Here is a 19,518-nt window from a genome sequence, read left to right as displayed (position 1 = left end):
AAAAACCTCTTTTAAGTACCCCCACTCCCCAACCCGCTCATACCACCCCCATTTTGGCACTATTATGATCGAGTAGAGTAGCAATACTATTTTTGTTAAAACCTTATATATACTATACCGGTTGGAATTTTTGACGCAATTCAATTTTTTAATATGATTTCAATTTATGCCATATATATTTAATTCCTTGAATATACGAATGACTGATTCTGAGAGATTTTCGCTGACTTCAACTGATTTCATAAGGGTGTTTTCCTGCCTGACTTCACAGCCGACAGACTCAATATCCTTTATATCCGAAGTGTCAGTCGAATCTATTACCATAACGTCCAGGAAATCAGCATAGCATTCCGCGACTCCTTTTGAAGATACATCATATCCTTTTGCTGCCATAAGCTTCCCTGCGGGCCCACTAACCGGTTCATTCCCGATGATGGGACTTATTGCAACCACATTTTTACCTTTAAGGATATCAACCATTCCCGGCAAAGCAATAATTGGTCCGATACTGGTAATCGGATTGCTGGGCCCAATCAGGACATTATCCTCTTTTTCAAGAAGCTCCAATACAGAAGGAGATATTGAAGCATTCCGAATACCATCAATTGTCACGTCCAGAACATCAGGTTCACCACGTTTTCCCACCCAAAAATCCTGGAAATGAAGTTTTCCTTCAGGGATGCTTATGTATGTTGAAACAGGGTCATCAGTCATGGGATAAATGCCTGCAGAAATACCGAAATGCCTGCACAGCTCACGAATGCTTTCTGTCAACGATAATCCACTTCGCAACAGTTCCGAGCGCATGATATGGGTGGCCCTGTCAACATCGCCTATCATCATGCCTTCATCAAATCCTGCATCCAGCATCGACTGATGGGTCTGGAAAGTGTCGCCATCTACCCCCCACCATTTGCTCCGGTCTATTTTTTCAGAAAACAGATACAATACAGTATCTATGTCCGGAGTTATCAGGTTCCCGCCTACCCAGATATCTTCTGCGGTGTTGACAACCACATGAATATCCTCATGCGGCAAAACACGCTTCAATCCGTCAAGTAATTTGGGAGTCCCGGTGCCTCCTGAAAAAATAATCATAATGAAAATCTCCATTGCAGTAGCAGAAACACCATTATATGAGAAACACTATTTAAACCATATGAAAGTCGTAAGGGATCCTGTACACGGATACATAGAGCTTGATAAACTTGCGGTTTCTCTTATCGACACATCCCCTTTACAAAGATTGCGGAGAATACGACAACTCGGATTCTCGAACCTTGTATATCCGGGGGCAAACCATACTCGTTTTGAGCATTCCCTCGGGACAATGCACCTTGCATCCATGCTTACAGAAGAAATAGAAGCTACTGAAGAAGAAAAAAACGAATTGAGAGCTGCTGCACTGCTTCATGATATCGGACACGGACCCCTTTCCCATGTTACGGAAGACCTTATCGAGAAATATACACGAACAAAACATGAAGACGTGAAATCCATTCTCAAGAAGGATGAAATTTCCTCTATTTGTGATGAGCATGATTTAAGCGTTTCAACCATTGCGGATCACATTATGGGAAAAACAGCTCTCGGCCAGATTATCAGTAGTGAAATTGATGTGGACAGGATGGACTATCTCATCCGGGATGCCCATTACACAGGCGTTGCCTATGGAACAATAGATCATATACGGATGATCCATAAAATGCAGTTCCATGAAAACAAGCTTGTGGTTGCTGAAGGTGGACTCAATGCCGCTGAGTCGCTCCTTGTATCAAGATTTCTCATGTACCCCAGTGTTTACTTCCATCATGTTTCACGTATCGCGGAAACAATGTTTAATCGCGCCGTGGAAGATCTCATATTGAGTGACAAGCTCAACCCCCGAAGGCTGCAGAGGATGGACGATAGCCAGATATTTGAAGTTCTTCGCAATGATAACGGGTACGCCGGAGAAATGATGCAGAGAATTAACGAGCGTCACCTGTACAAACGGGCGCTTTATGCTGGTTTTGAAAGCGTTGATGAGAAAGTGCTCAAGCATCGCAAGAACGTTCACCGGATTGAAAAGGAAATCGCAGAGGATGCCGACCTCGAGGAAAAGGACATCCTGATAGACATTCCCGGGCTTTCACAGATAGAGGAAATGAATGCCCAGATAAAATCCAACGGGAAAATGCTCTACCTTGATCAGGCTTCACACATTGTTGCAACACTGGAAAATGCACATCGAGATAACTGGAGAATGGGTGTTTATACCCCGAAAGAGCATCGTGACAAGGTGAGGAAAGTGGCAGAAAGCTTTTTTGATGTGAAAAAGCAAACCAGGCAATACCGGTTGACTGATCTTTGAGGAGGCCCGTATGAAAGAAATTAAAAAGATAACCTCAAGAGGAAAACTGACTCTTAACTATATGCAGCTTGGGGATGATCTCATTGCAGTTCTTTCTGGTGGAGATGAGCACATAGGAGCGGCGGCTGTTTCAACATACGACAAAAGCAAGAAGTTCGCTTCATCTTCAGTCATCACACTTCCGGGGCACCTGGACGATATTATCAGCCAACCACTATCAAGGCTGATTAGTGAGGCAACCTCAAAAAACGTAGTATTTATCACGGGAATCCATTTTGACAACATTACCAAAAGGGAAATTGAAGAAATAACAGCAGTTTCTTATGAGATGGCAGATGAAATGATCACTATGATGGAGGGAAACTAAATGGAAGTTGCCATAGGCATAAGCGGGGCATCCGGTGCACAATACGGAATCCGTTTACTTGAAGTACTGTCTGAAATGGGAGTCACGACCCACCTTGTAATTACAAACGCGGCAGAGAAAATTATCAACATAGAAACCGATCATGATGTTGAAAACATCAAGAAACTGGCATCTGCAGTTTACGATGAAAGGGATTTTACAGCCCCGATTGCCAGTGGATCCCACAAATATGATGCACTCGTTGTGGCACCATGCAGCATGAAAACTGTTGCAGCAATTGCAAATGGTTTTTCGGACAATCTTATTGAAAGAACGGCTGATGTTTGCCTGAAAGAAAGACGAAAAGTCATTCTCATGGTAAGGGAAACACCATATAACCAGATTCATCTTGAAAATCTCCTCAGGCTCAAACAGGCTGGCGCAGACATCCTGCCGGCATCCCCTGCATTCTACAACAAACCTGAAACCATTGATGATCTTATTAATTTCATGGCGGGAAGAGTACTGGATCTTTTGGGAGTTGAACACGACATCTATAAGCGCTGGGAATAACGCCCAACAAAGGCTTCTTTCAATAGTTAGGTATATTTACTAGAAGGTGTATGTAAGGGTCAGACAAGGCGGGATAGTAGGGTAGCCTGGTCCATCCTCGAGCGTTTGGGACGCTTGGACTGCGGTTCAAATCCGCGCTATCCCACCAAAATATCTTTTTTGTGGATAATTTTATAAGTATCAACTCCAATTTGCCAGCCATGGCTCTGAAGAAGATCAAGCTTTTTGCCAATTTGCGTGAGGTTGCAGGAGCTTCAAGCGTTGAGGTTCCCGGAGAAAACATCAACGATCTCCTCATAAACCTGATAGCAAAATATCCATCACTGGAAGACATGGTCTTGGAAGATGGAAAAATCAGGGGTTACATCAACATACTCGTCAACGGAGACAACATACAGCATCTTGACGGCCTTGAGACCAAAATTTCAGATTCCGACGAAATTGCTATGTTTCCACCAGTATCCGGTGGATAACGATATTTGTAGTGGAGGACTGGTGTGAAAATACCTCTTCCTGTTTTTTATGTAGCTGTAGGCGGATTTCTGGGTTCTGTAAGTCGCTTCCTGGTATTCGAATGGCTGTACAATCCAATAGACACTTTTTTTGTTAACGTGGCCGGGAGTTTCCTTCTTGGACTGCTGATATACTATTTTGAATATACAGGATCTTCCTACTCTCAACTGAAACTATTCCTGGGAATAGGGTTTATGGGCTCATTCACCACATTTTCCACTTTTATTATGCAAACAGTAACGATGAATCCATTGCTGGCAATGGCAAATGTTGCGGGAAACATAGGGATTGCCATGTTTGTCGTATACCTCGCACGCACAGGATCATTCCTTTATCAAAGAAGGGTGTGGTAACAATGGCAATATTAACAAGTATGCTGCTTGTGGGACTCGGGGGAAGCATCGGAGCTTGCCTCCGGTTTCTTGTTTCCGGAGCCATGCCTTCAATCAATGGGCTACCCACAGGAACCCTTACCGTAAACACAATCGGAACCTTTATCCTCGCTTTCTTTACGTATTCCACAATCGGAAGTGACATCATTTACCCGGTAACAATCGGTACACTGGGTTCGTTCACAACCTTCTCCACCTTTGCCTACGAGTCATTCCACCTGATGGAAGAAGGTTCATTTTATCTCTCTTTCACAAACATAGCTTCAAATGTGACATTTTGCCTAATTGGAGCAGGATTGGGATGGTTACTGGCAACCTTAATCTAATCCCAGTGGCATAACAGCAAATGGGTGAGAGATTGCAACATGTCCTCATGATTTTGTACCTGAGTGAAAATGATCAAATTGACGGAAGGCCTGCATACGAAGCAGTTATCGAATTACTAAAAGAGAATAAAATTGCAGGTGCGACTGCTTTTCGTGGAATTGAAGGTTACGGAGTCCACAGCAAGATACATACATCCAGCATACTTCGGCTGTCCAGCGAGCTTCCTGTAGTCGTTCAGGTGGTTGAAAAAGAAGAAAAAATAACAGAGATTATTCAGATTCTTAAGGGACTTCTTCCCAATGAACTAATAATAATCCAGAAAATAGACGTAGTTTCGGGCGAAGGAGTTTAACTGTTTTTTATTAATAATGGACTTTAAAGTGTTCTTTTGTGCAGGACGAAATGAATGAAATAGAGGAAGAAGGTTTTGGAGATCTTCTCAAATATACAATTCCCGGATACCTGATGGGACTGATTGCTGCCATATTTCTTGATTTTCAGGGACAACAGACAAATCCTTTCGGGCAATGGATTGTCAGGACGCTTTCGGGGGAAGGAGAATCAATTCTCGAAGGAGTCTATGCGATACGACAGAGAATGGGCAATATGTCGGGAACCATGGCCCAGGCATATGGATGGGGAAAGCTTTTCGGACTTGCCATTCCATGGATAATCGATATTGCAAGTCGGTTAGCAGGTGTTGATGTTTACGGGATACAGGGATTTTACATCCCTTACTTTTATGCACTAAGTGACCAAATCGGAGCCAATATCTCCGGCATGATTTATCTTAGGCGAAAAGAAGGTTCCTTGAATCAGGCCATGGTTGCATATACAAAGCACCCTGTCATGATGGCGAGTCTGGCCATCATTTTGCTGGTACCTATAGGCCTTCTGTCTGCACGCATACTAGGATTTAGTCCTACTACACAGACATTTACAGCATTTGAAACAATTGCTGCAAACTTGTGTTGGGTTCCCGTGGTAGTAGGATGGTATGTGGGGAAAAGTAAAGCAAATTGATACGGAATCAGATGAAGGGATTCTACCCTCACCTGTAAAGTACGACTGCACGACCTCTGACATCAATAAGTTCACTTGAAGTCAGGCGGCTGAGTTCTTCACCAATTGCTTTTACATCCATCTCTTCTTCCGCGCTGCGAAGAACCTTGATTTTAATAAGCCGGCGAGCCTTGAGTTGTTTCTTTATTTCATCAATAACTGAATCATCAAGTCCCTTTTTGCCAACATTAAGCAGCGGTTTTAGCTGCGAAGCTTCAGATCTGAGTTGCAGCTGTTTAGCCTTATCCATTATGAACACCTAACGCCAGAAAGTGTGATTTGGTATATATAACTGCCCCATTGAGGAAGATAAGGCAATCAATCTCCAGCTTTAGAAAAAGTTATTCCCGAATCCTCTATGACATAGTCAAACCAGGGAGTAGGGCGCGGAGACAAACCCACAACCCGAATCATATGGCCTGATTCATGCTCTTTTATTTCGATCATACCATCAAACAACTGTTTGAGGGTTGCTATTGTTTGCGGATCGTGCATTTGGTCTTCCACAACAAACAGGCCTAGCCCTTTTGCAGCCTTGATCCTTCCTGTAAATACGTGAAGGAAACGGAAAACCGTCTGTAAATTGGAATACATCAAGACGGTTGAAAGGGAATTAATGCACAAGCGAATTGGAGGATTTTCTTTTTTCATCCAGAGTTCCTCAAAATACTGACTGATACGAACACCGATACCTGTAAGATCTACAGGACTCGATACCCTTTTGATGTTGTCAGTATCCTCTGCGGCAATTCCGAGAGTCTTGGTTACACAATCCACTATACCCAGACTGGATGTATCCATATCAGGATCATGTTTCAGGAACCATTCAAGAACATTTTCACCGGGTTCGCGGGTCGAAACCAAAACAGAAGCATTGCTGTCGTCTAATCCGGTATAAAGTATGTTATTGACAATACTATCCTTTCCACTCATAGGAGGACCTAGGAGCATAAGGTTAGTCCCTTCCTTGATGCCACCAATAAGATCATCAAGTTCCTTTATTCCCAGCAAATAGCCTTCCATGCGCATCTTCCAGAATGCTGAAGAGTTAATAAATCCTCATAAATATGATTATCATGACTATATGATAAAATCATTAATAACACTTCCCTATCAATAAGGGAAGATTCTAAAAAATGTTGTGAGTTATATATATAGTTTAAGGACGCTACGTCCTGATCAGTCGGGGAGATGCCTCATTATATGCCCTGCCTCCGGAAGGATAATCTCCTCCATCGCAAGTTCCACTGCCTTTGGCGATCCCGGAAGACAGAAGATTGCAGTACCATCCGATATTCCGGCGGCTGCCCTTGTAAGTATAACAGCTGATCCAATTTGATCAATGCTTTTATACCTGAATAATTCTCCAAAACCAGGCAGGGATTTACTGAATAATGGCGTCAAGGCTTCTATCGTTACATCAGATGCTGCAAGTCCGGTCCCCCCGCTTGTTACAATAACATCCGCAGTGCCCAGATAACCCCTTACTGCAGCCCGAATTAGATCAATGTCATCAGAAACAAGAGAGTAACCTATCACGTTGTTACCTTCTTTTTCGATGGATCGTATCATCTTTTCCCCGGAAATATCTTCAGCTTTTGCGGGAGAATCCACTGATCCGTAATCATTGTAGCGTGAAGTGGAAACCGTGATTACTGCAAACTTATATGAGTTCAGGGTTCCCTTCTTATGTTCTTCAACAACTGAAGTCATGGTCATGAATATTACCTTGAAAATATTAAAGCCATTTGTCGTGTGTTCGGCCCAACCACCAATAAGGCTTATAAACCCCTACGTAATAACGGAGCCCATCTAAAGGTAACAAACCACCAAATTAAAATACGAAAATCACAATAGGTAGCAGACCGTTTCAGAGATTAAATTTCTGCTATACCAATTATCTAAGGAGGCCTATATTCCATGGTAAGAAAACCAGCAAGCATGTACAGGAACATTAAACAGCGCTCATACACCCGCAGGAAATACATGGGTGGTGTTCCGGGAAGTCACATTATTCACTACGACATGGGTAACAAGACTGCCGAGTTCCCAATTAAGTTATCACTTTTAGTAGAAGAGAAATGCCAGATCAGGCACACAGCTCTTGAAGCCGCACGTATTACATCTAACAGACACATGATTGCAGCGGCTGGCCGTACAGGCTATCACCTGAAGCTCCGTGTTTATCCCCATGAAGTCCTCAGGGAAAACAAGCAAGCAACCGGCGCGGGTGCAGACCGTGTGTCCAGTGGTATGAGAGGAGCGTTCGGCAAAGCCGTAGGCACCGCAGCAAGAGTATCCGTAGGACAGAAAATCTTCACTGTTTCCGTTAACAAAAATCACTTTAAAGAAGCAAAGGATGCACTGCGCAAGGCAGGACAGAAGATTCCCAGCCCTGTAAGGATCGTTGTTGATCAGGGCGCGGAACTTGTTCAGTAAACCCATGAAGGAATTTAAATGGAAGATTACGAAGCCCTTCTTGACAGGGCAATCGAAAACCTACCTGACATAGAAACGACGGATGCAAGGTTTGTAATTCCGGATCCCAAAGTATTCATTGAAGGGAAAACCACAGTCCTTGATAACTTTGGCCAGATAGTCAGCGTTCTCAACCGGGAACCCGACCATCTTATGAAATACCTGACCCGCGAACTGGGTACTGCGGGAAAGATAGAAGGTGCGAGAGCCATCTTCCAGGGTAAATTCCCTTCAAACGTCATCAAATCCAATATTGACGCCTATGCTGACGAGTACGTGATTTGTTCAGAATGTAACCGTCCTGACACACAACTCGTTAAGATGGACCGCGTCATGATGATGAAATGTGCGGCATGTGGTGCCCACAGACCTGTTAAGAAAAGGAAAGCTACTGCTGCTGCTCCTGTAGCCGCTCTTGAAGAGGGCAAGGAGTACGAAGTTAAAATCGAAGCAGTCGGTTCCAAAGGCGATGGAATTGCCAAAGTGGCCAAGTTCACAATCTTCGTGCCACGTGCTATAAAGGGCGATGTGGTAAAAATCCGTATTAAGAAGATCAGCGGAAACATTGCTTTTTCCGAAGTCGTACAATAAGATATCAGGGGATTACCAAATCCCATAACAGGATGAAAGGATATGGGAAATGCGGATAGCGGGAAAACAATTCCGGTGGTTTCGCTTCCTGGCCTTTCCATAGAACTGGACAGCACTGAAAGTTTCTCACAACTCAAGGCGAAGGGAAAACTCAGTGCCGTCTGCAAGCCTTTTTTGAAACGTATTAATGATCGCCTGAGAGAAGAAAAGCCTGCTCTTGTAAAAGAAGATAGTGTTATAGCTTCCACATGGTTGCCCCCTATCCCCAGCGGGCCATTCAAAAGACTTGTCGCAGCAGAAGTGCAAATGGCACTTGGAAAACGAATTCCTGAAACGGTTTCTTTTGAAATTACAAGGGAATGCGGCTGCAAGTGCGATCATTGTTTCATGAGCAACGGGGAAGGGGAACTCGAGACTCCTGTCCTCAAGAAGGCAATTGATGAAGTCATTGAAATGGGTACAACGGTGATTGTTTTTACAGAAGGAGATCCACTGCTCAGGAAAGATATCTTTGACCTTATCCGGCATGTTGATCAGGAAAAGGCTGTTGTCAACATGTACACACCCGGAACCGAGATGACTCCGGAAGTCGCACAGAAACTCAAGGAATCCGGCCTCCATAATCTCCTGATTAGCATTTATTCAACTGATCCTGAAAAACATGATTCAATCCGTAAACTTGAAGGCGCCCACAGGATGGCAATCGAAGCAATGAAAATGGGACTTGATGCGGGATTACTCGTAACAATGTGCACCCACACTTCTCCCTCCAGCTTCCACGAACTTCCCGGGCTCTATGAGCTTGCAAAGGAGATCGGAGTTCATGAATTCTCAATCTGGGAAGCTGTCCCGAAGAAGAAAGACGACCCTATCCTGAGTGAAGCTGAGAGGGTAAGCATTCTTGAAATGTACCAGCGGATTAATTCAGATCCGCAAGGACCTCGTATTTTCGCAAACAGCTATTTCGAAGGGGAAATGCTGGGATGCATGGCAGGAGAACGATGGATGCATGTTTGTGTTGACGGAGAAGTCAAGCCATGCCCATATATTCCATTCAGCTTTGGAAACGTAAGGGACAAATCAGCAAAAGACATCTGGAAGAAAATGAAGGTGCTGACACACCCCAGACATGGAACAGGATTCTGCGTTATGCAACACCCGGATTATCTTAACATGGCTGCAAAGATTCCCGACGATGCGCCAATTCCATATCCCTTCGATATGATAAAATAACAGGACTGCCATAACGGGCAGGGAAGCAAGAAAAGGAAACCAGAGGCTACCTATGAATTCAAAACTTGATCCGTGGGGTTCATCAAACATCGACGATTATTCAAAGCTCTTTGATGAATTTGGAATTCTCCCTTTTGATGATATTTACAACAATGTACCTGAACCAAGCCACTATATGCGCCGCAAGATTATTTTCGGCCACCGTGGATACGACAGGGTGACAGAAGCCATGGCAGAAGGCAAACCATTTGCAGTAATGAGCGGATTCATGCCTTCCGGAATGGTTCACCTCGGCCACAAAATGGTTATGGAAGAGATCATCTGGCACCAGAAAATGGGGGGAGATGCCTTCGTAGGTATTGCGGACAGGGAAGCCCATGCTGTAAGAGGTTTTTCATGGGACAAATGTCGGGAAATCGGAGTTGAGCAGTACATACTCAGCCTGATAGCCCTTGGTTTTGAACCAAGTGGTCACATTTATTTCCAGTCCGAATCAGACAATGTTAAGGATCTTGCCTTTGAACTCGGGGTCAAGGCAAACTTCTCTGAACTAAGCGCTATTTATGGATTCAACGGTCAAACAAATGTTGCACATATGGTGAGTGCACTTACCCAGAGTGCCGACATATTGCAACCACAGCTTGGAGAATTCAGCGGACCGAAACCCACAGTAATTCCTGTTGGTTCTGATCAGGACCCACATATTCGCCTCACAAGAGGACTTGCCAACAGCATGAACATGTTCCGTATCGAGAAAAGGGAAGACCTGAAAGGAAATCCATACATGAGCATCCGCAGCAAGGCTGCACCTGAAGGCGCTTTGCAGGAAGTAGCAAAAAGGATGCCATGGAAGACAAAGGTCTTCGAAGGACATGTCGATGTTTTCGGAGTTGATGACAAACAAAAACTCAAGGAAATCGCCAGACAGGCTGAACTAGATCTTGGAGGATATTCATTCCTTCCACCTGCATCCACATACCACAGGTTCATGTCGGGTTTGCAGGGAGGGAAGATGTCAAGCAGCATTCCGGACAGCGTAATTTCCCTTACCGAGGAACCAAAGAAGGCTGCCAAGAAAGTCAAACGTGCAAAGACCGGCGGGCGCATGACTCTGGAGGAGCAGAAAGAGCTTGGCGGAGAACCAACCAACTGCTCAGTTTACGAATTATTCATGTTCCATCTTATTGACGATGACAAGGAACTGGAGGAAATCCATTCCGAATGCGTTGAAGGTACACGCATGTGCGGCCATTGCAAGGTTTATGCCGCCGAACTAATGTCCGATTTCCTTACTGAACATCAGGAACTCAGGGAACAGGCACGGGACAAACTTGACGAATACGGACTCTGAAGGTAATATCCATGACTACCAATCTCACACTCAATGAAAAGAAGGTTTTACTCGCACTTAACGAGCTAAAGGAAACAACCCCTGAAGCGCTGGCAGGAAAAGCAGAACTGAAAGTGGAAAATGCAACACAGGCTGCATTTCTGCTTGAGGAAAAAGGACTTGCCGGAGTAAAAGATGAGACCTCGGAAAGCTTCAGTTTAACCAGCGAAGGTAAAACATATGCATCCGAAGGCCTTCCTGAGAGACAGGTGCTAAATGCAATCGATGCACCAACCCCAATTCCTGAATTGCAGAAAAAATTATCACCCCATATGGTGGGAATTGCTACTGGATGGCTCAAGAGGAAAGGATGGGCAAACATCGAGCAGGGAAAGATTGTCCCGAACGCCGATGTACCGGAAGGTGATGACGAAGTTTTCCTGAAAAATGCAGGTGAAGGGGATTTTTCAGTAGAAGACACAGGTGCTTCAAAGAAAACAATTGATGATTTACTCAAACGCAAACTTCTCGAGAAAATCGAGACAAAACAGCGTACAATCAGTATCTTAGAGGAAGGTCTGGATCTTGCCGCTGAAGGTATCAGCCTTGAGGAAGATATTACACAGCTTACCGGCCAGATGTTAAAAAGTGGAGAGTGGAAAGGCAAATCATTCCGTCCTTACAATATCGAAAAACCCCCGAGGAAGATTTACGCTGCAAAGGCACATCCATACCAGCGCCTGATTGATGAGATGAGGCAGATTTTCCTTGAGATGGGATTCACTGAAATCAAAGGTGACATCATCCAGAGTTCATTCTGGAATTTCGATGCCCTTTTCCAGCCACAGGATCACCCAGCAAGGGAAATGCAGGATACATTCCACCTTGACACAACTTCCGATCTTCCGGAAGATTATGTTAAAACCGTGTGTTCCATGCACGAGACCGGAGGAGATATCGACTCCATCGGGTGGGGAGGAAAATGGAGCCCTGAAATCGCAGAGCGTAATGTACTCCGTACACACACTACAGCTGTCACAATCAAGTACCTTTCAGAACATACCGAACCTCCGGTAAAAGCATTCTGTATTGACAGGGCATACCGCAGGGAAACCATTGATCCTACACATACACCTGAATTCGAACAGCTTGAAGGTATAATCATGGACAGGAACATGTCCTTTGCCAACCTTCTGGGATGCTTGAAAGAATTCTATCACCGTATGGGATTCGAGAATGTCCGATTCAGGCCCGGTTACTTCCCATACACCGAACCCAGTGTGGAGCCGGAAGTATACGTTGATGGTCTTGGATGGGTGGAACTCGGCGGTGCAGGTGTATTCCGGAAAGAAGTCACAGAACCTCTGGGAATTGATTATCCGGTACTTGCCTGGGGTCTTGGCGTCAGCAGGGTTGCCATGCTTAAAATCGGTCTCAAGGATCTGCGTGATCTGTACCAGTCCGACATAGAGTGGCTTCGTTCAAGTCCAATTTGCAAGCTTTAATCCCTTGACAAAATCTTCGCAAGCAGTGATTTCTTGATATCCACTGCCTCGTAGGGGCATAGCTCGCGACAGCAGTAGCAAAGGATGCACTGCTTGTCATCTATTTTAAGTGAAGACCCTTCTTTTTTGATGGCATCTGCCGGACAATTGGATACACAGGCTCCGCACAACTGGCATCTGAAGGTGTTGATTTCTGGATTTACTTTATAGGCTCGTCCTACTATTGAGGTAATCCATGGAGGCAAAAGACGAAGAACCCCTCGGGGAGGGCGTTTGAAAGATACTGTCACATCCTCAATAGGAATACCCGTAATTTCCAGATCCGTATCCAATCCCTTTCTGGCAGCAACCCGATTTGTAGGAATATCCATTTTGTCGAATCCCATTACCTGCGCTGCAACAATGTCCAATGCAAACGAATTGGCGGAAGCAATGATTGCACCGACATGTACCGGGGAACCCCGGGACGGACCATGCCCTTCCATACAGAGAACAGCATCCATAATTGAAAGCTGCGGAGTTGCAGCGGAAAAAATCTCAAGAACTGCCTCACTGAAAACATCAGGATCTGCGAGAAGGTGAGATTCCTTGCGTATCTTCAGGGGGACGGTTCCGAACATGTTCTTGACAGCCCCGGTCATGAGTGTCAGCTCATGGGTTTTTAGCTTGGGAAGATTGATAACAACATCTGCGTCCAGAACATCCTTGCTGATGTAAAGTTCAGGAAAGTGTTTTGCGCCCGGAACTTCAACCTTTCTGAAACCGTTTTGCTGGAAATTGACAACATCCCCGCCAGTGTTGAGCGTAGACTCGCCAATTCCTGATACTTCGAATGCTTTGGCGGTTGCTCCCGGATGAGTGATTCCTGCACAGTCTCCCACCATGGGAATTCCACCGGCTTCTATCACAAGATCACAAACTGCCGCCACAACTTCAGGATGGGTTGTAACTGCATCTTCCGGCACATGAGCAGCAAGCAGGTTGGGTTTGATCAAAACACGATCTCCCGAATTCACAAAACGTTTCATCCCACCAAGTTCTGCAACTGCTTCCCTTACCGCTCCTTTTGCAGCGGAATAATCCGGACAGGAAGCAATGACCACCCTGTTATCCATCATCAAGGACAATATTATTCACGTCTGTTAAAAGCGTTTTGGGATGCCTGCTTCGCATAAACAATACCCATGAGGTGTGAAGGAATTGCGCCGATTGCTGTGCAGGTTTCACAGGAAATTCCCTCGTTTGTGATATCAAGATGTAGTGGAGCACGTTTTATCAGATCCCGCGGAAGTCCTTTCCGCCCCAATCCCACAAGGAAAAGGAAGGAATTGCGATTCAGGATTTCGTCTGCCATTTCAAAAGTAGTAATCTTGAAGGAAGGATCCGGTTTGGAAGTAGTTGCCACAAGCTTGCCGAAATGGGAAGGGAAGCCTTTTTTCGGTAAATCCCCAACGAAAAAGTGCCCTTTTTCATTGAGTTCTTTCAGGTAAGATCCGGATTCGCCTATTGTGGTTTTTTCCACAACATAATCCACAAGCTCATCTTTTTCAATCTTGAATGGAAAATCAAAAAGAGCAAGACTAAATCCATATGCTTTGCACATAGGAGCAGCTCTTGCAATGGCACGATAATGAGCATCAAGCACCTTTATTTTATCATATGTGTTGACAATTCCAAGTGTCAGCATTCGTTATTCTCCGCCTTTTTTGAAATAAAGGAAATGTTGCCTGCATGACTCGAGGCGACTGCAATTGCGACAATCTTCCCACAATTCTTCTTTTCCTTTGTCTTCAACTTCCTTAAACCCCTGCTTCAGGAAAAAGTCAGGAGAGGTTGTCCTTACGTATGTTGTGCCGCTCATACGGTTCATTGCATGAAGCAAAAGTGATTTTCCAATTCCTTTTCCCCGGTAAGAAGCATGAACTGCTACAGAATGGATTTCATTGAATGGCTCTTCCAGACAAGAGATTACACCTATGACTTTGCCATCAACTTCTCCAATTATGAAGTTTGAAATATCCACATCATCCCGGTCAAGGAAATAGGTGGAAAGTAAAACATCAACAGCTTTTTCATCAGCTTTTCCTGCATTTCGAACAAGAACCTTTTCTGGATCGGATGAGGCAGGAGCTTTCTGTGCATTCATTGTAGTACTCACATGTAAAGCGGGTATAAAGAGATATGTAATTATCCACCATGCTTAAATAAGGACAAACTTTATCTCCCAGCATTCTTTCAATACATCATTCACATATTCATATTAACACACAGGAACATTTGAAATGCCTGAAATCCTCGAAGAATCCCTTTCTAAAGCCCCGATAATAAAGAGAGGCGAATATTCCTATTTTATCCACCCCATCGCAGATGGAATCCCAATGATTGAACCCGAATTGCTGGAGGATGTCACTGAGAGAATAATGAATATAGCAGACATGGACGTTGATCGCATCGTGTCCGTGGAAGCCATGGGAATACCCATTGCAACCGCCCTATCCCTGAAAACAAGAATACCGTATTCTATCATAAGGAAAAGGGAATATGGCATGGAAGGGGAGGTTAAATTATCCCAGAGCACCGGCTACTCAAAGGGCGAATTGTACATCAATGGTCTCAAAAAGGGAGACAGGATTCTTATTGTAGACGATGTTATCAGCACCGGGGGAACTATGAATGCCCTTGTAAAAGGACTCCAAAGTATGGGTGTTGAAATTGTAGACATTGTAGTCGTAATTGGTCGGGGGGAAGGAGCATCAAAACTTTCCTCAGGCGGAGTTAAAGTCAAAGTGCTTGTCACTATTGATGTAAAACCAGACGGAGTAGTTGTAACGGAGGTCGCAGGTGAGCGCAACTGAAGACTTTGATCTGGAAATCCCAAGGATTATTGACGAGATAAAAAAACGTGATGCCCACAAAGTTGGGCTCCAGTTTCCCGAAGGCCTCAAAAGGAGATCTCTTGCAATTGCATCTGAGATTGAAGAAAAAACCGGTGCAGAAGTCCAGATTTCAGCAAACCCCTGCTACGGAGCCTGCGACCTTGACAGGCAACTCCTTGAGGAAATGGACCTTGTATTCCATTTTGCCCATTCTACAATCGGAGAAGATGACGGAGGGAAAGTTATCTACATCGAAGCACGATCTTCAATAGATCTTGAAGATGTGGTTCGCAAAGCACTTCCCCTTCTTGAAGGAAAGCGCATTGGCCTGATCACAACTGTTCAGCATGTCCACAAGCTGGAAGGATTACACAGGTTGCTTGAAGAAGCTGGAAAAGAAGGTATAATATCTGAAGGAGACAGCAGGATAACATATCCAGGGCAGGTATTGGGATGCAATTTTTCCGCTGCGTTTGCCGAGGATTGTGACGAGTACCTGTATATCGGCGGCGGCAACTTCCATCCAACCGGAGTGGCCCTTGGAAGCGAAAGACCAGTAATTATTGCAGATCCATACCTGAATGAAGTCAGAAAAGTTGAAACCCGCATAATGATGAAAAAACGATATGCTGCCATTGGAAACTCAATGGATGCAAAAACTGTGTTGATTGTAGTATCCACAAAAACCGGGCAGGAAAGAATGGAACTTGCAGAATCCCTTATGCAGAAAGCAAAGGAAAAGGGAATGCAGGCTTACATTCTGACAATGGATCTGGTTACCCCTGAACAAATGCTGAACTTTAAGGTTGATGTTATCGTTAATACCGCATGTCCACGAATTGCAATCGATGACTCTGGAAGATATCCTGCCCCCGTGCTCACCCCTCCTGAATTTGAAATAGTCCTGGGGGAGCGGGAAGAACTTGTTTTTGATGAAATAAGAGGTGAATAAAGCACCCATGAAACAGCGCAAACTTGAGATGCTGTTGCAAAAGGTGGAGGGATTTGAGAGACCCGACATCACTCTTGAGCAGTATCCAACACCTGCAACGCTTGCAGCCGAAATATTGCATTTTGCGTATATGCAGGGAGACCTTGAAGGCACGGTAATTGATCTTGGTTGCGGGACAGGCATGCTGGCAATAGGTGCAAAACTGCTGGGAGCTGAAGAAGTAATTGGCTATGACATCGATCCCGGGGCACTCATGATTGCCTGCAGGAATGCAGAAAAACTGGGCGTTGAAGTTGAGTTTGTGTGTTCACCGATTGATAGTATTGATAAGCACGCTGATACTATCCTCATGAACCCTCCTTTTGGGGCCCAGTGCAAAGGAAATGACAGGCCATTCCTGAAGAAAGCTCTGGAAATTGCGGGAACAATCTATTCCATACATAATTGTGGGAGTCGGAGTTTCATAGAGAAGTATATAAGGCCTGCCATTGTAACAGACACGTACTCTGCAAATTTCCCGATAAAAAGAACATTTAAATTCCATAAAAAGGATGTAGAACAAATTGAAGTGGAAGTATACAGGATAAAGTCCGGTTCTCATTCAAATTAATAATAACCTATATGAGGGATTTTCATTAGACTCAAAAGCACTAAGAAGAAAACCACGAGAAGAAAGCTCAAAGGGGCATCTTCCGAAGAACAGGAAATGAACTCAGAAAATGCCGAAGGGGATGAAACAATCAAGGAAATCGAAGAAGTGGAAGAAACCGAAGAAACCCCTGAAGAGGAAGAAGAGGTCGAAGAGGAAGAACAATTTGTCCTTCCGGGAGAAATAGTAGGCATCACTGAAGAGTTCAAAGCAGGTGACGGAACATATACTGTGCGCGGTGACATTTTAGCCAGCCGCATGGGAACAGTCCAGATCAACAAGAAGAGAAGGGAAGTATCAGTTAAGCCTGCTTCAACCATTCCACCTGTTGTCAAGAAAGGAGATACTGTTGCTGGAATGATAATCAACCTCAGGGATTCCATGGCGCTTATGAAAATTGCAGCAATAAAAGGCCACGGCGAACGTGAGATAAACGATCCCGGCGTTGCTGCCATCCATATATCAAATATCAGGGAATCCTATGTGAAGAACATCGCTGATGAATTCGGACTTGGTGACATAATCAAGGCAAAGGTTATCGATGTTGAAAACATGAGATTGTCCACTGCAGAAAAAGAACTCGGTGTCATGTCTGCAATGTGTCCAAAATGTGGAACTGTGATGCAGAAAGATGACAAGCGTCTTAAATGTCCAAATTGCGGCAATGTTGAGAAACGCAACCTTGCTTCCGGCTACGGTACCGGTGAAATCTAAAATCACGCGGGAGAATACTTATGGAACTGAAAATCCTGGAAAAAACCGATAATGAAATCAGACTTGAAATCCGGGGAGAAAGCCATACCCTTCTGAATTTACTCAAGTCTGTTTTACTCGAAGACGAACATGTAGAGATAGCAACATACGACATGAAACATGTCACAATAAGCGATCCTGTACTGTTTGTTAAGACTGATGGCGAAGATCCAATTGCAACCATCCGAAAAGCAGCAAGTAGCCTTAATGAAAGGTTTGACGATTTCATGGAAGTATTCCAGAAAGCGCTTTCCTGAATTCATGAGGGGGTTATCGCATGACATTGGATCCAAAAAAGCTCGCTAAATTTGCTTCTATCGAGAGAGGACCGAGAGATTTCATTAATATTGATCCTCTTCAGACCGGCGGGAAACTTACTCCAGAAGCTCAAAAAGCCATTGTAGAATGGGGTGATGGTTATTCAGTCTGCGATTTCTGCCCGGGTTGCCTTGACAAAATGAAGCAGCCTCCTGTAAGTGAATTTGTGCATGAGGTTTTACCTGAATTTCTTGGAGTAGATGGTGCACGCATTACCAACGGGGCAAGAGAGGCCAAGTTTGCAGTAATGCATTCCATTGCCAGCGAAGGAGACTCAGTGGTAATGGACGGACTTGCACATTATTCATCCATTGTCGCCGCCCAGAGAGCAAGATTGAATATTGAATCCGTAGGACATTCAGGAAATCCTGATTACTATATTGATCCGGAAGGCTACGGCCAGGCTATCGAGAAAGTAACCAGCGAAACCGGCAAGGTTCCAGCCCTTGCATTACTGACATATCCTGATGGAAATTACGGGAATCTTCCGGATGCAAAGAAAATTGCTTCTATCTGTCATGAATACGATGTCCCACTCCTGCTAAACTGTGCATATTCCGCAGGCAGGATGCCTATTGATGCAAAAGCCATAGGTGCTGATTTTGTTTCAGTCAGCGGTCACAAATCAATGGCTGCATCGGGACCTATTGGAATTGTAGGTGTCAACGGGGACTATGTTGATACGGTATTCAGGAAATCCCCCACCCACAAAATTAAGGAAATTGAATTCCTCGGCTGCACCGCCAGGGGTGCCACCCTTATGACATTGATGGCATCATTCCCTGCTGTTGTGGAGCGTACCCAGAGATGGGACGAGGAAGTCGCAAATGCACGCTGGTTTTCGGAGAAACTTGAAGGAATGGGACTTATTCAGGTTGGGCAAAAGCCACATAACCATGACCTGATGTTCTTTGAAGCTCCGATTTTCTATGAGATTTCACAGAAGGTCAAGAAAGGACGCTATTTCCTTTACAAGGAACTGAAAGCCCGCCAGATTCACGGAATCAAAGCAGGCCTTACAAAATACTTCAAGCTCAGTACCTATGGTGTGGGCAAAGAAGATCTTTCATTTGTTGTCGATTCCTTTGAGGAAATTATCGACAAGTACAACAAATAAAACACCTTCCGAATACGGCCTTATGTATGGGTTGGATTATGTCCTAAAGGCCGTTTTCTTTTTGAACCCTTATCTAATTCTGGAATCTGCTTTTTATATTTGTAATTACATTTGCGTTTTTTAATTCTTCATGAAATCGAAGTGAAGAAT

General features: G+C 44.4%; 26 protein-coding genes and 1 tRNA gene. 20 read left to right on the top strand and 7 right to left on the bottom strand.

Translation table 11 applies throughout. From position 1 onward, the window contains the following. Window positions 1-159 precede the first annotated feature (159 nt). Window positions 160-1,098: a 2-phospho-L-lactate transferase gene (gene cofD, locus J2755_RS08800; RefSeq protein ID WP_209682118.1), complete on the bottom strand. Its 939-nt coding sequence runs from the start codon at window positions 1,096-1,098 to the stop codon at window positions 160-162. A gap of 61 nt (window positions 1,099-1,159) precedes the next feature. Between cofD and J2755_RS08795 the strand changes: the two genes are divergently transcribed. The 9 genes from J2755_RS08795 to J2755_RS08755 all read left to right on the top strand — a co-directional run bounded on the left by J2755_RS08795 (window position 1,160) and on the right by J2755_RS08755 (window position 5,527). After that, on the top strand, window positions 1,160-2,353 hold the full coding sequence (locus J2755_RS08795; protein ID WP_209682116.1) for an HD domain-containing protein: 1,194 nt from the start codon (window positions 1,160-1,162) through the stop codon (window positions 2,351-2,353). A gap of 10 nt (window positions 2,354-2,363) precedes the next feature. Beyond that, entirely contained in the window at window positions 2,364-2,720 is a 357-nt protein-coding gene (lpdD, locus tag J2755_RS08790; RefSeq protein WP_209682113.1) for a prenylated flavin chaperone LpdD, read from the top strand. Next, window positions 2,721-3,272 carry a UbiX family flavin prenyltransferase gene (locus J2755_RS08785; protein WP_209682111.1) on the top strand — a complete coding sequence of 184 codons (552 nt, stop codon included), beginning with the start codon at window positions 2,721-2,723 and terminating at the stop codon, window positions 3,270-3,272. It begins immediately after the preceding gene. A 70-nt stretch (window positions 3,273-3,342) separates the two neighbouring features. Continuing rightward, window positions 3,343-3,420: transfer RNA gene (locus tag J2755_RS08780), tRNA-Pro, on the top strand. 52 nt (window positions 3,421-3,472) lie between these two features. Next, window positions 3,473-3,745: a ubiquitin-like small modifier protein 1 gene (locus J2755_RS08775; protein ID WP_209682108.1), complete on the top strand. Its 273-nt coding sequence runs from the start codon at window positions 3,473-3,475 to the stop codon at window positions 3,743-3,745. Window positions 3,746-3,769: 24 nt separating this feature from the next. Next, a complete protein-coding gene (gene crcB, locus J2755_RS08770) occupies window positions 3,770-4,138 on the top strand; it encodes a fluoride efflux transporter CrcB (protein ID WP_209682105.1) in 369 nt (122 codons plus the stop codon). 2 nt (window positions 4,139-4,140) lie between these two features. Next, window positions 4,141-4,503: a fluoride efflux transporter FluC gene (locus tag J2755_RS08765; RefSeq protein ID WP_209682102.1), complete on the top strand. Its 363-nt coding sequence runs from the start codon at window positions 4,141-4,143 to the stop codon at window positions 4,501-4,503. A 20-nt stretch (window positions 4,504-4,523) separates the two neighbouring features. Continuing rightward, window positions 4,524-4,856, top strand: coding sequence for a DUF190 domain-containing protein (locus J2755_RS08760; RefSeq protein WP_245312864.1), 333 nt, complete (start codon window positions 4,524-4,526; stop codon window positions 4,854-4,856). Window positions 4,857-4,906: 50 nt separating this feature from the next. After that, entirely contained in the window at window positions 4,907-5,527 is a 621-nt protein-coding gene (locus J2755_RS08755; RefSeq protein ID WP_209682099.1) for a hypothetical protein, read from the top strand. Between the two features lie 28 nt (window positions 5,528-5,555). Here J2755_RS08755 and J2755_RS08750 read toward each other — a convergent pair whose 3' ends face one another. The 3 genes from J2755_RS08750 to J2755_RS08740 form a co-directional block, all read right to left on the bottom strand. Continuing rightward, window positions 5,556-5,816, bottom strand: a complete 261-nt coding sequence (locus J2755_RS08750) for a YhbY family RNA-binding protein (protein WP_209682097.1) — start codon at window positions 5,814-5,816, stop codon at window positions 5,556-5,558. Window positions 5,817-5,884: 68 nt separating this feature from the next. After that, window positions 5,885-6,589 (bottom strand): RAD55 family ATPase, encoded by a 705-nt coding sequence (locus tag J2755_RS08745; protein ID WP_209682095.1) that lies wholly within the window; start codon window positions 6,587-6,589, stop codon window positions 5,885-5,887. Between the two features lie 156 nt (window positions 6,590-6,745). Next, window positions 6,746-7,279, bottom strand: coding sequence for a MogA/MoaB family molybdenum cofactor biosynthesis protein (locus tag J2755_RS08740; RefSeq protein ID WP_209682092.1), 534 nt, complete (start codon window positions 7,277-7,279; stop codon window positions 6,746-6,748). 207 nt (window positions 7,280-7,486) lie between these two features. On the opposite strand from J2755_RS08740, the gene J2755_RS08735 reads away from it, so the two are divergent. Genes J2755_RS08735 through pheS form a run of 5 tightly spaced genes read left to right on the top strand, consistent with a single transcriptional unit; the run spans window position 7,487 to window position 12,703 of the window. Further along, window positions 7,487-8,005 (top strand): 50S ribosomal protein L16, encoded by a 519-nt coding sequence (locus J2755_RS08735; protein ID WP_209682089.1) that lies wholly within the window; start codon window positions 7,487-7,489, stop codon window positions 8,003-8,005. A gap of 18 nt (window positions 8,006-8,023) precedes the next feature. Next, a complete protein-coding gene (locus J2755_RS08730; RefSeq protein WP_209682087.1) occupies window positions 8,024-8,635 on the top strand; it encodes a translation initiation factor IF-2 subunit beta in 612 nt (203 codons plus the stop codon). A 42-nt stretch (window positions 8,636-8,677) separates the two neighbouring features. After that, the gene (locus J2755_RS08725; RefSeq protein WP_209682084.1) at window positions 8,678-9,868 is read left to right on the top strand and encodes a radical SAM/SPASM domain-containing protein; all 1,191 of its coding nucleotides are present in this window, start codon (window positions 8,678-8,680) and stop codon (window positions 9,866-9,868) included. 52 nt (window positions 9,869-9,920) lie between these two features. Then, window positions 9,921-11,219: a tryptophan--tRNA ligase gene (locus tag J2755_RS08720; RefSeq protein WP_209682081.1), complete on the top strand. Its 1,299-nt coding sequence runs from the start codon at window positions 9,921-9,923 to the stop codon at window positions 11,217-11,219. A gap of 11 nt (window positions 11,220-11,230) precedes the next feature. Beyond that, entirely contained in the window at window positions 11,231-12,703 is a 1,473-nt protein-coding gene (gene pheS, locus J2755_RS08715; protein ID WP_209682078.1) for a phenylalanine--tRNA ligase subunit alpha, read from the top strand. On the opposite strand, the gene J2755_RS08710 is transcribed toward pheS, so the two are convergent. Genes J2755_RS08710 through J2755_RS08700 form a run of 3 tightly spaced genes read right to left on the bottom strand, consistent with a single transcriptional unit; the run spans window position 12,700 to window position 14,849 of the window. Beyond that, on the bottom strand, window positions 12,700-13,821 hold the full coding sequence (locus J2755_RS08710; protein ID WP_342591071.1) for a DUF362 domain-containing protein: 1,122 nt from the start codon (window positions 13,819-13,821) through the stop codon (window positions 12,700-12,702). The genes pheS and J2755_RS08710 overlap by 4 nt on opposite strands. An 11-nt stretch (window positions 13,822-13,832) precedes the next feature. Then, window positions 13,833-14,390, bottom strand: coding sequence for a DUF531 domain-containing protein (locus J2755_RS08705; protein WP_209682076.1), 558 nt, complete (start codon window positions 14,388-14,390; stop codon window positions 13,833-13,835). A 3-nt stretch (window positions 14,391-14,393) separates the two neighbouring features. After that, window positions 14,394-14,849 carry a GNAT family N-acetyltransferase gene (locus tag J2755_RS08700; RefSeq protein ID WP_209682074.1) on the bottom strand — a complete coding sequence of 152 codons (456 nt, stop codon included), beginning with the start codon at window positions 14,847-14,849 and terminating at the stop codon, window positions 14,394-14,396. Window positions 14,850-14,985: 136 nt separating this feature from the next. Here J2755_RS08700 and hpt point away from each other — a divergent pair, with 136 nt between their 5' ends. From hpt to pscS, 6 genes are all read left to right on the top strand, one after another. Further along, a complete protein-coding gene (gene hpt / locus J2755_RS08695; protein WP_209682072.1) occupies window positions 14,986-15,558 on the top strand; it encodes a hypoxanthine/guanine phosphoribosyltransferase in 573 nt (190 codons plus the stop codon). Continuing rightward, window positions 15,545-16,531, top strand: coding sequence for a diphthamide biosynthesis enzyme Dph2 (dph2, locus tag J2755_RS08690; RefSeq protein ID WP_209682070.1), 987 nt, complete (start codon window positions 15,545-15,547; stop codon window positions 16,529-16,531). Before hpt ends, dph2 begins: the two co-directional genes overlap by 14 nt. Before the next feature lie 7 nt (window positions 16,532-16,538). Continuing rightward, on the top strand, window positions 16,539-17,141 hold the full coding sequence (locus tag J2755_RS08685; RefSeq protein ID WP_209682062.1) for an METTL5 family protein: 603 nt from the start codon (window positions 16,539-16,541) through the stop codon (window positions 17,139-17,141). A 96-nt stretch (window positions 17,142-17,237) separates the two neighbouring features. Next, window positions 17,238-17,894, top strand: a complete 657-nt coding sequence (locus tag J2755_RS08680) for an exosome complex RNA-binding protein Csl4 (RefSeq protein WP_209682061.1) — start codon at window positions 17,238-17,240, stop codon at window positions 17,892-17,894. Window positions 17,895-17,914: 20 nt separating this feature from the next. Continuing rightward, the gene (locus J2755_RS08675; RefSeq protein ID WP_209682060.1) at window positions 17,915-18,190 is read left to right on the top strand and encodes a DNA-directed RNA polymerase subunit L; all 276 of its coding nucleotides are present in this window, start codon (window positions 17,915-17,917) and stop codon (window positions 18,188-18,190) included. A 20-nt stretch (window positions 18,191-18,210) separates the two neighbouring features. Then, window positions 18,211-19,368: an O-phospho-L-seryl-tRNA:Cys-tRNA synthase gene (gene pscS / locus J2755_RS08670; protein WP_209682058.1), complete on the top strand. Its 1,158-nt coding sequence runs from the start codon at window positions 18,211-18,213 to the stop codon at window positions 19,366-19,368. Window positions 19,369-19,518: the final 150 nt, after the last annotated feature.

Source organism: Methanohalophilus levihalophilus (assembly GCF_017874375.1).
GTDB lineage: Archaea > Halobacteriota > Methanosarcinia > Methanosarcinales > Methanosarcinaceae > Methanohalophilus > Methanohalophilus levihalophilus.
Note: the sequence above shows the minus strand (reverse complement) of the source record. Positions and strands in the feature narration are given on the sequence as shown.

Bases quoted from the DNA above. Each gene is read 5' to 3' on its own strand.
- J2755_RS08680 (WP_209682061.1), top strand. From the start codon at position 17,238: ATGAACTCAGAAAATGCCGAAGGGGATGAAACAATCAAGGAAATCGAA.
- lpdD (WP_209682113.1), top strand. From the start codon at position 2,364: ATGAAAGAAATTAAAAAGATAACCTCAAGAGGAAAACTGACTCTTAAC.
- J2755_RS08795 (WP_209682116.1), top strand. From the start codon at position 1,160: ATGAAAGTCGTAAGGGATCCTGTACACGGATACATAGAGCTTGATAAA.
- cofD (WP_209682118.1), bottom strand. From the start codon at position 1,098: ATGATTATTTTTTCAGGAGGCACCGGGACTCCCAAATTACTTGACGGA.
- J2755_RS08710 (WP_342591071.1), bottom strand. From the start codon at position 13,821: ATGATGGATAACAGGGTGGTCATTGCTTCCTGTCCGGATTATTCCGCT.
- J2755_RS08740 (WP_209682092.1), bottom strand. From the start codon at position 7,279: ATGACTTCAGTTGTTGAAGAACATAAGAAGGGAACCCTGAACTCATAT.
- J2755_RS08760 (WP_245312864.1), top strand. From the start codon at position 4,524: ATGGGTGAGAGATTGCAACATGTCCTCATGATTTTGTACCTGAGTGAA.
- J2755_RS08685 (WP_209682062.1), top strand. From the start codon at position 16,539: ATGAAACAGCGCAAACTTGAGATGCTGTTGCAAAAGGTGGAGGGATTT.
- J2755_RS08775 (WP_209682108.1), top strand. From the start codon at position 3,473: ATGGCTCTGAAGAAGATCAAGCTTTTTGCCAATTTGCGTGAGGTTGCA.
- J2755_RS08750 (WP_209682097.1), bottom strand. From the start codon at position 5,816: ATGGATAAGGCTAAACAGCTGCAACTCAGATCTGAAGCTTCGCAGCTA.
- J2755_RS08705 (WP_209682076.1), bottom strand. From the start codon at position 14,390: ATGCTGACACTTGGAATTGTCAACACATATGATAAAATAAAGGTGCTT.
- J2755_RS08785 (WP_209682111.1), top strand. From the start codon at position 2,721: ATGGAAGTTGCCATAGGCATAAGCGGGGCATCCGGTGCACAATACGGA.
- J2755_RS08735 (WP_209682089.1), top strand. From the start codon at position 7,487: ATGGTAAGAAAACCAGCAAGCATGTACAGGAACATTAAACAGCGCTCA.
- pscS (WP_209682058.1), top strand. From the start codon at position 18,211: ATGACATTGGATCCAAAAAAGCTCGCTAAATTTGCTTCTATCGAGAGA.
- J2755_RS08745 (WP_209682095.1), bottom strand. From the start codon at position 6,589: ATGGAAGGCTATTTGCTGGGAATAAAGGAACTTGATGATCTTATTGGT.
- hpt (WP_209682072.1), top strand. From the start codon at position 14,986: ATGCCTGAAATCCTCGAAGAATCCCTTTCTAAAGCCCCGATAATAAAG.
- J2755_RS08730 (WP_209682087.1), top strand. From the start codon at position 8,024: ATGGAAGATTACGAAGCCCTTCTTGACAGGGCAATCGAAAACCTACCT.
- J2755_RS08765 (WP_209682102.1), top strand. From the start codon at position 4,141: ATGGCAATATTAACAAGTATGCTGCTTGTGGGACTCGGGGGAAGCATC.
- J2755_RS08700 (WP_209682074.1), bottom strand. From the start codon at position 14,849: ATGAATGCACAGAAAGCTCCTGCCTCATCCGATCCAGAAAAGGTTCTT.
- J2755_RS08720 (WP_209682081.1), top strand. From the start codon at position 9,921: ATGAATTCAAAACTTGATCCGTGGGGTTCATCAAACATCGACGATTAT.
- J2755_RS08725 (WP_209682084.1), top strand. From the start codon at position 8,678: ATGGGAAATGCGGATAGCGGGAAAACAATTCCGGTGGTTTCGCTTCCT.
- J2755_RS08755 (WP_209682099.1), top strand. From the start codon at position 4,907: ATGAATGAAATAGAGGAAGAAGGTTTTGGAGATCTTCTCAAATATACA.
- pheS (WP_209682078.1), top strand. From the start codon at position 11,231: ATGACTACCAATCTCACACTCAATGAAAAGAAGGTTTTACTCGCACTT.
- J2755_RS08675 (WP_209682060.1), top strand. From the start codon at position 17,915: ATGGAACTGAAAATCCTGGAAAAAACCGATAATGAAATCAGACTTGAA.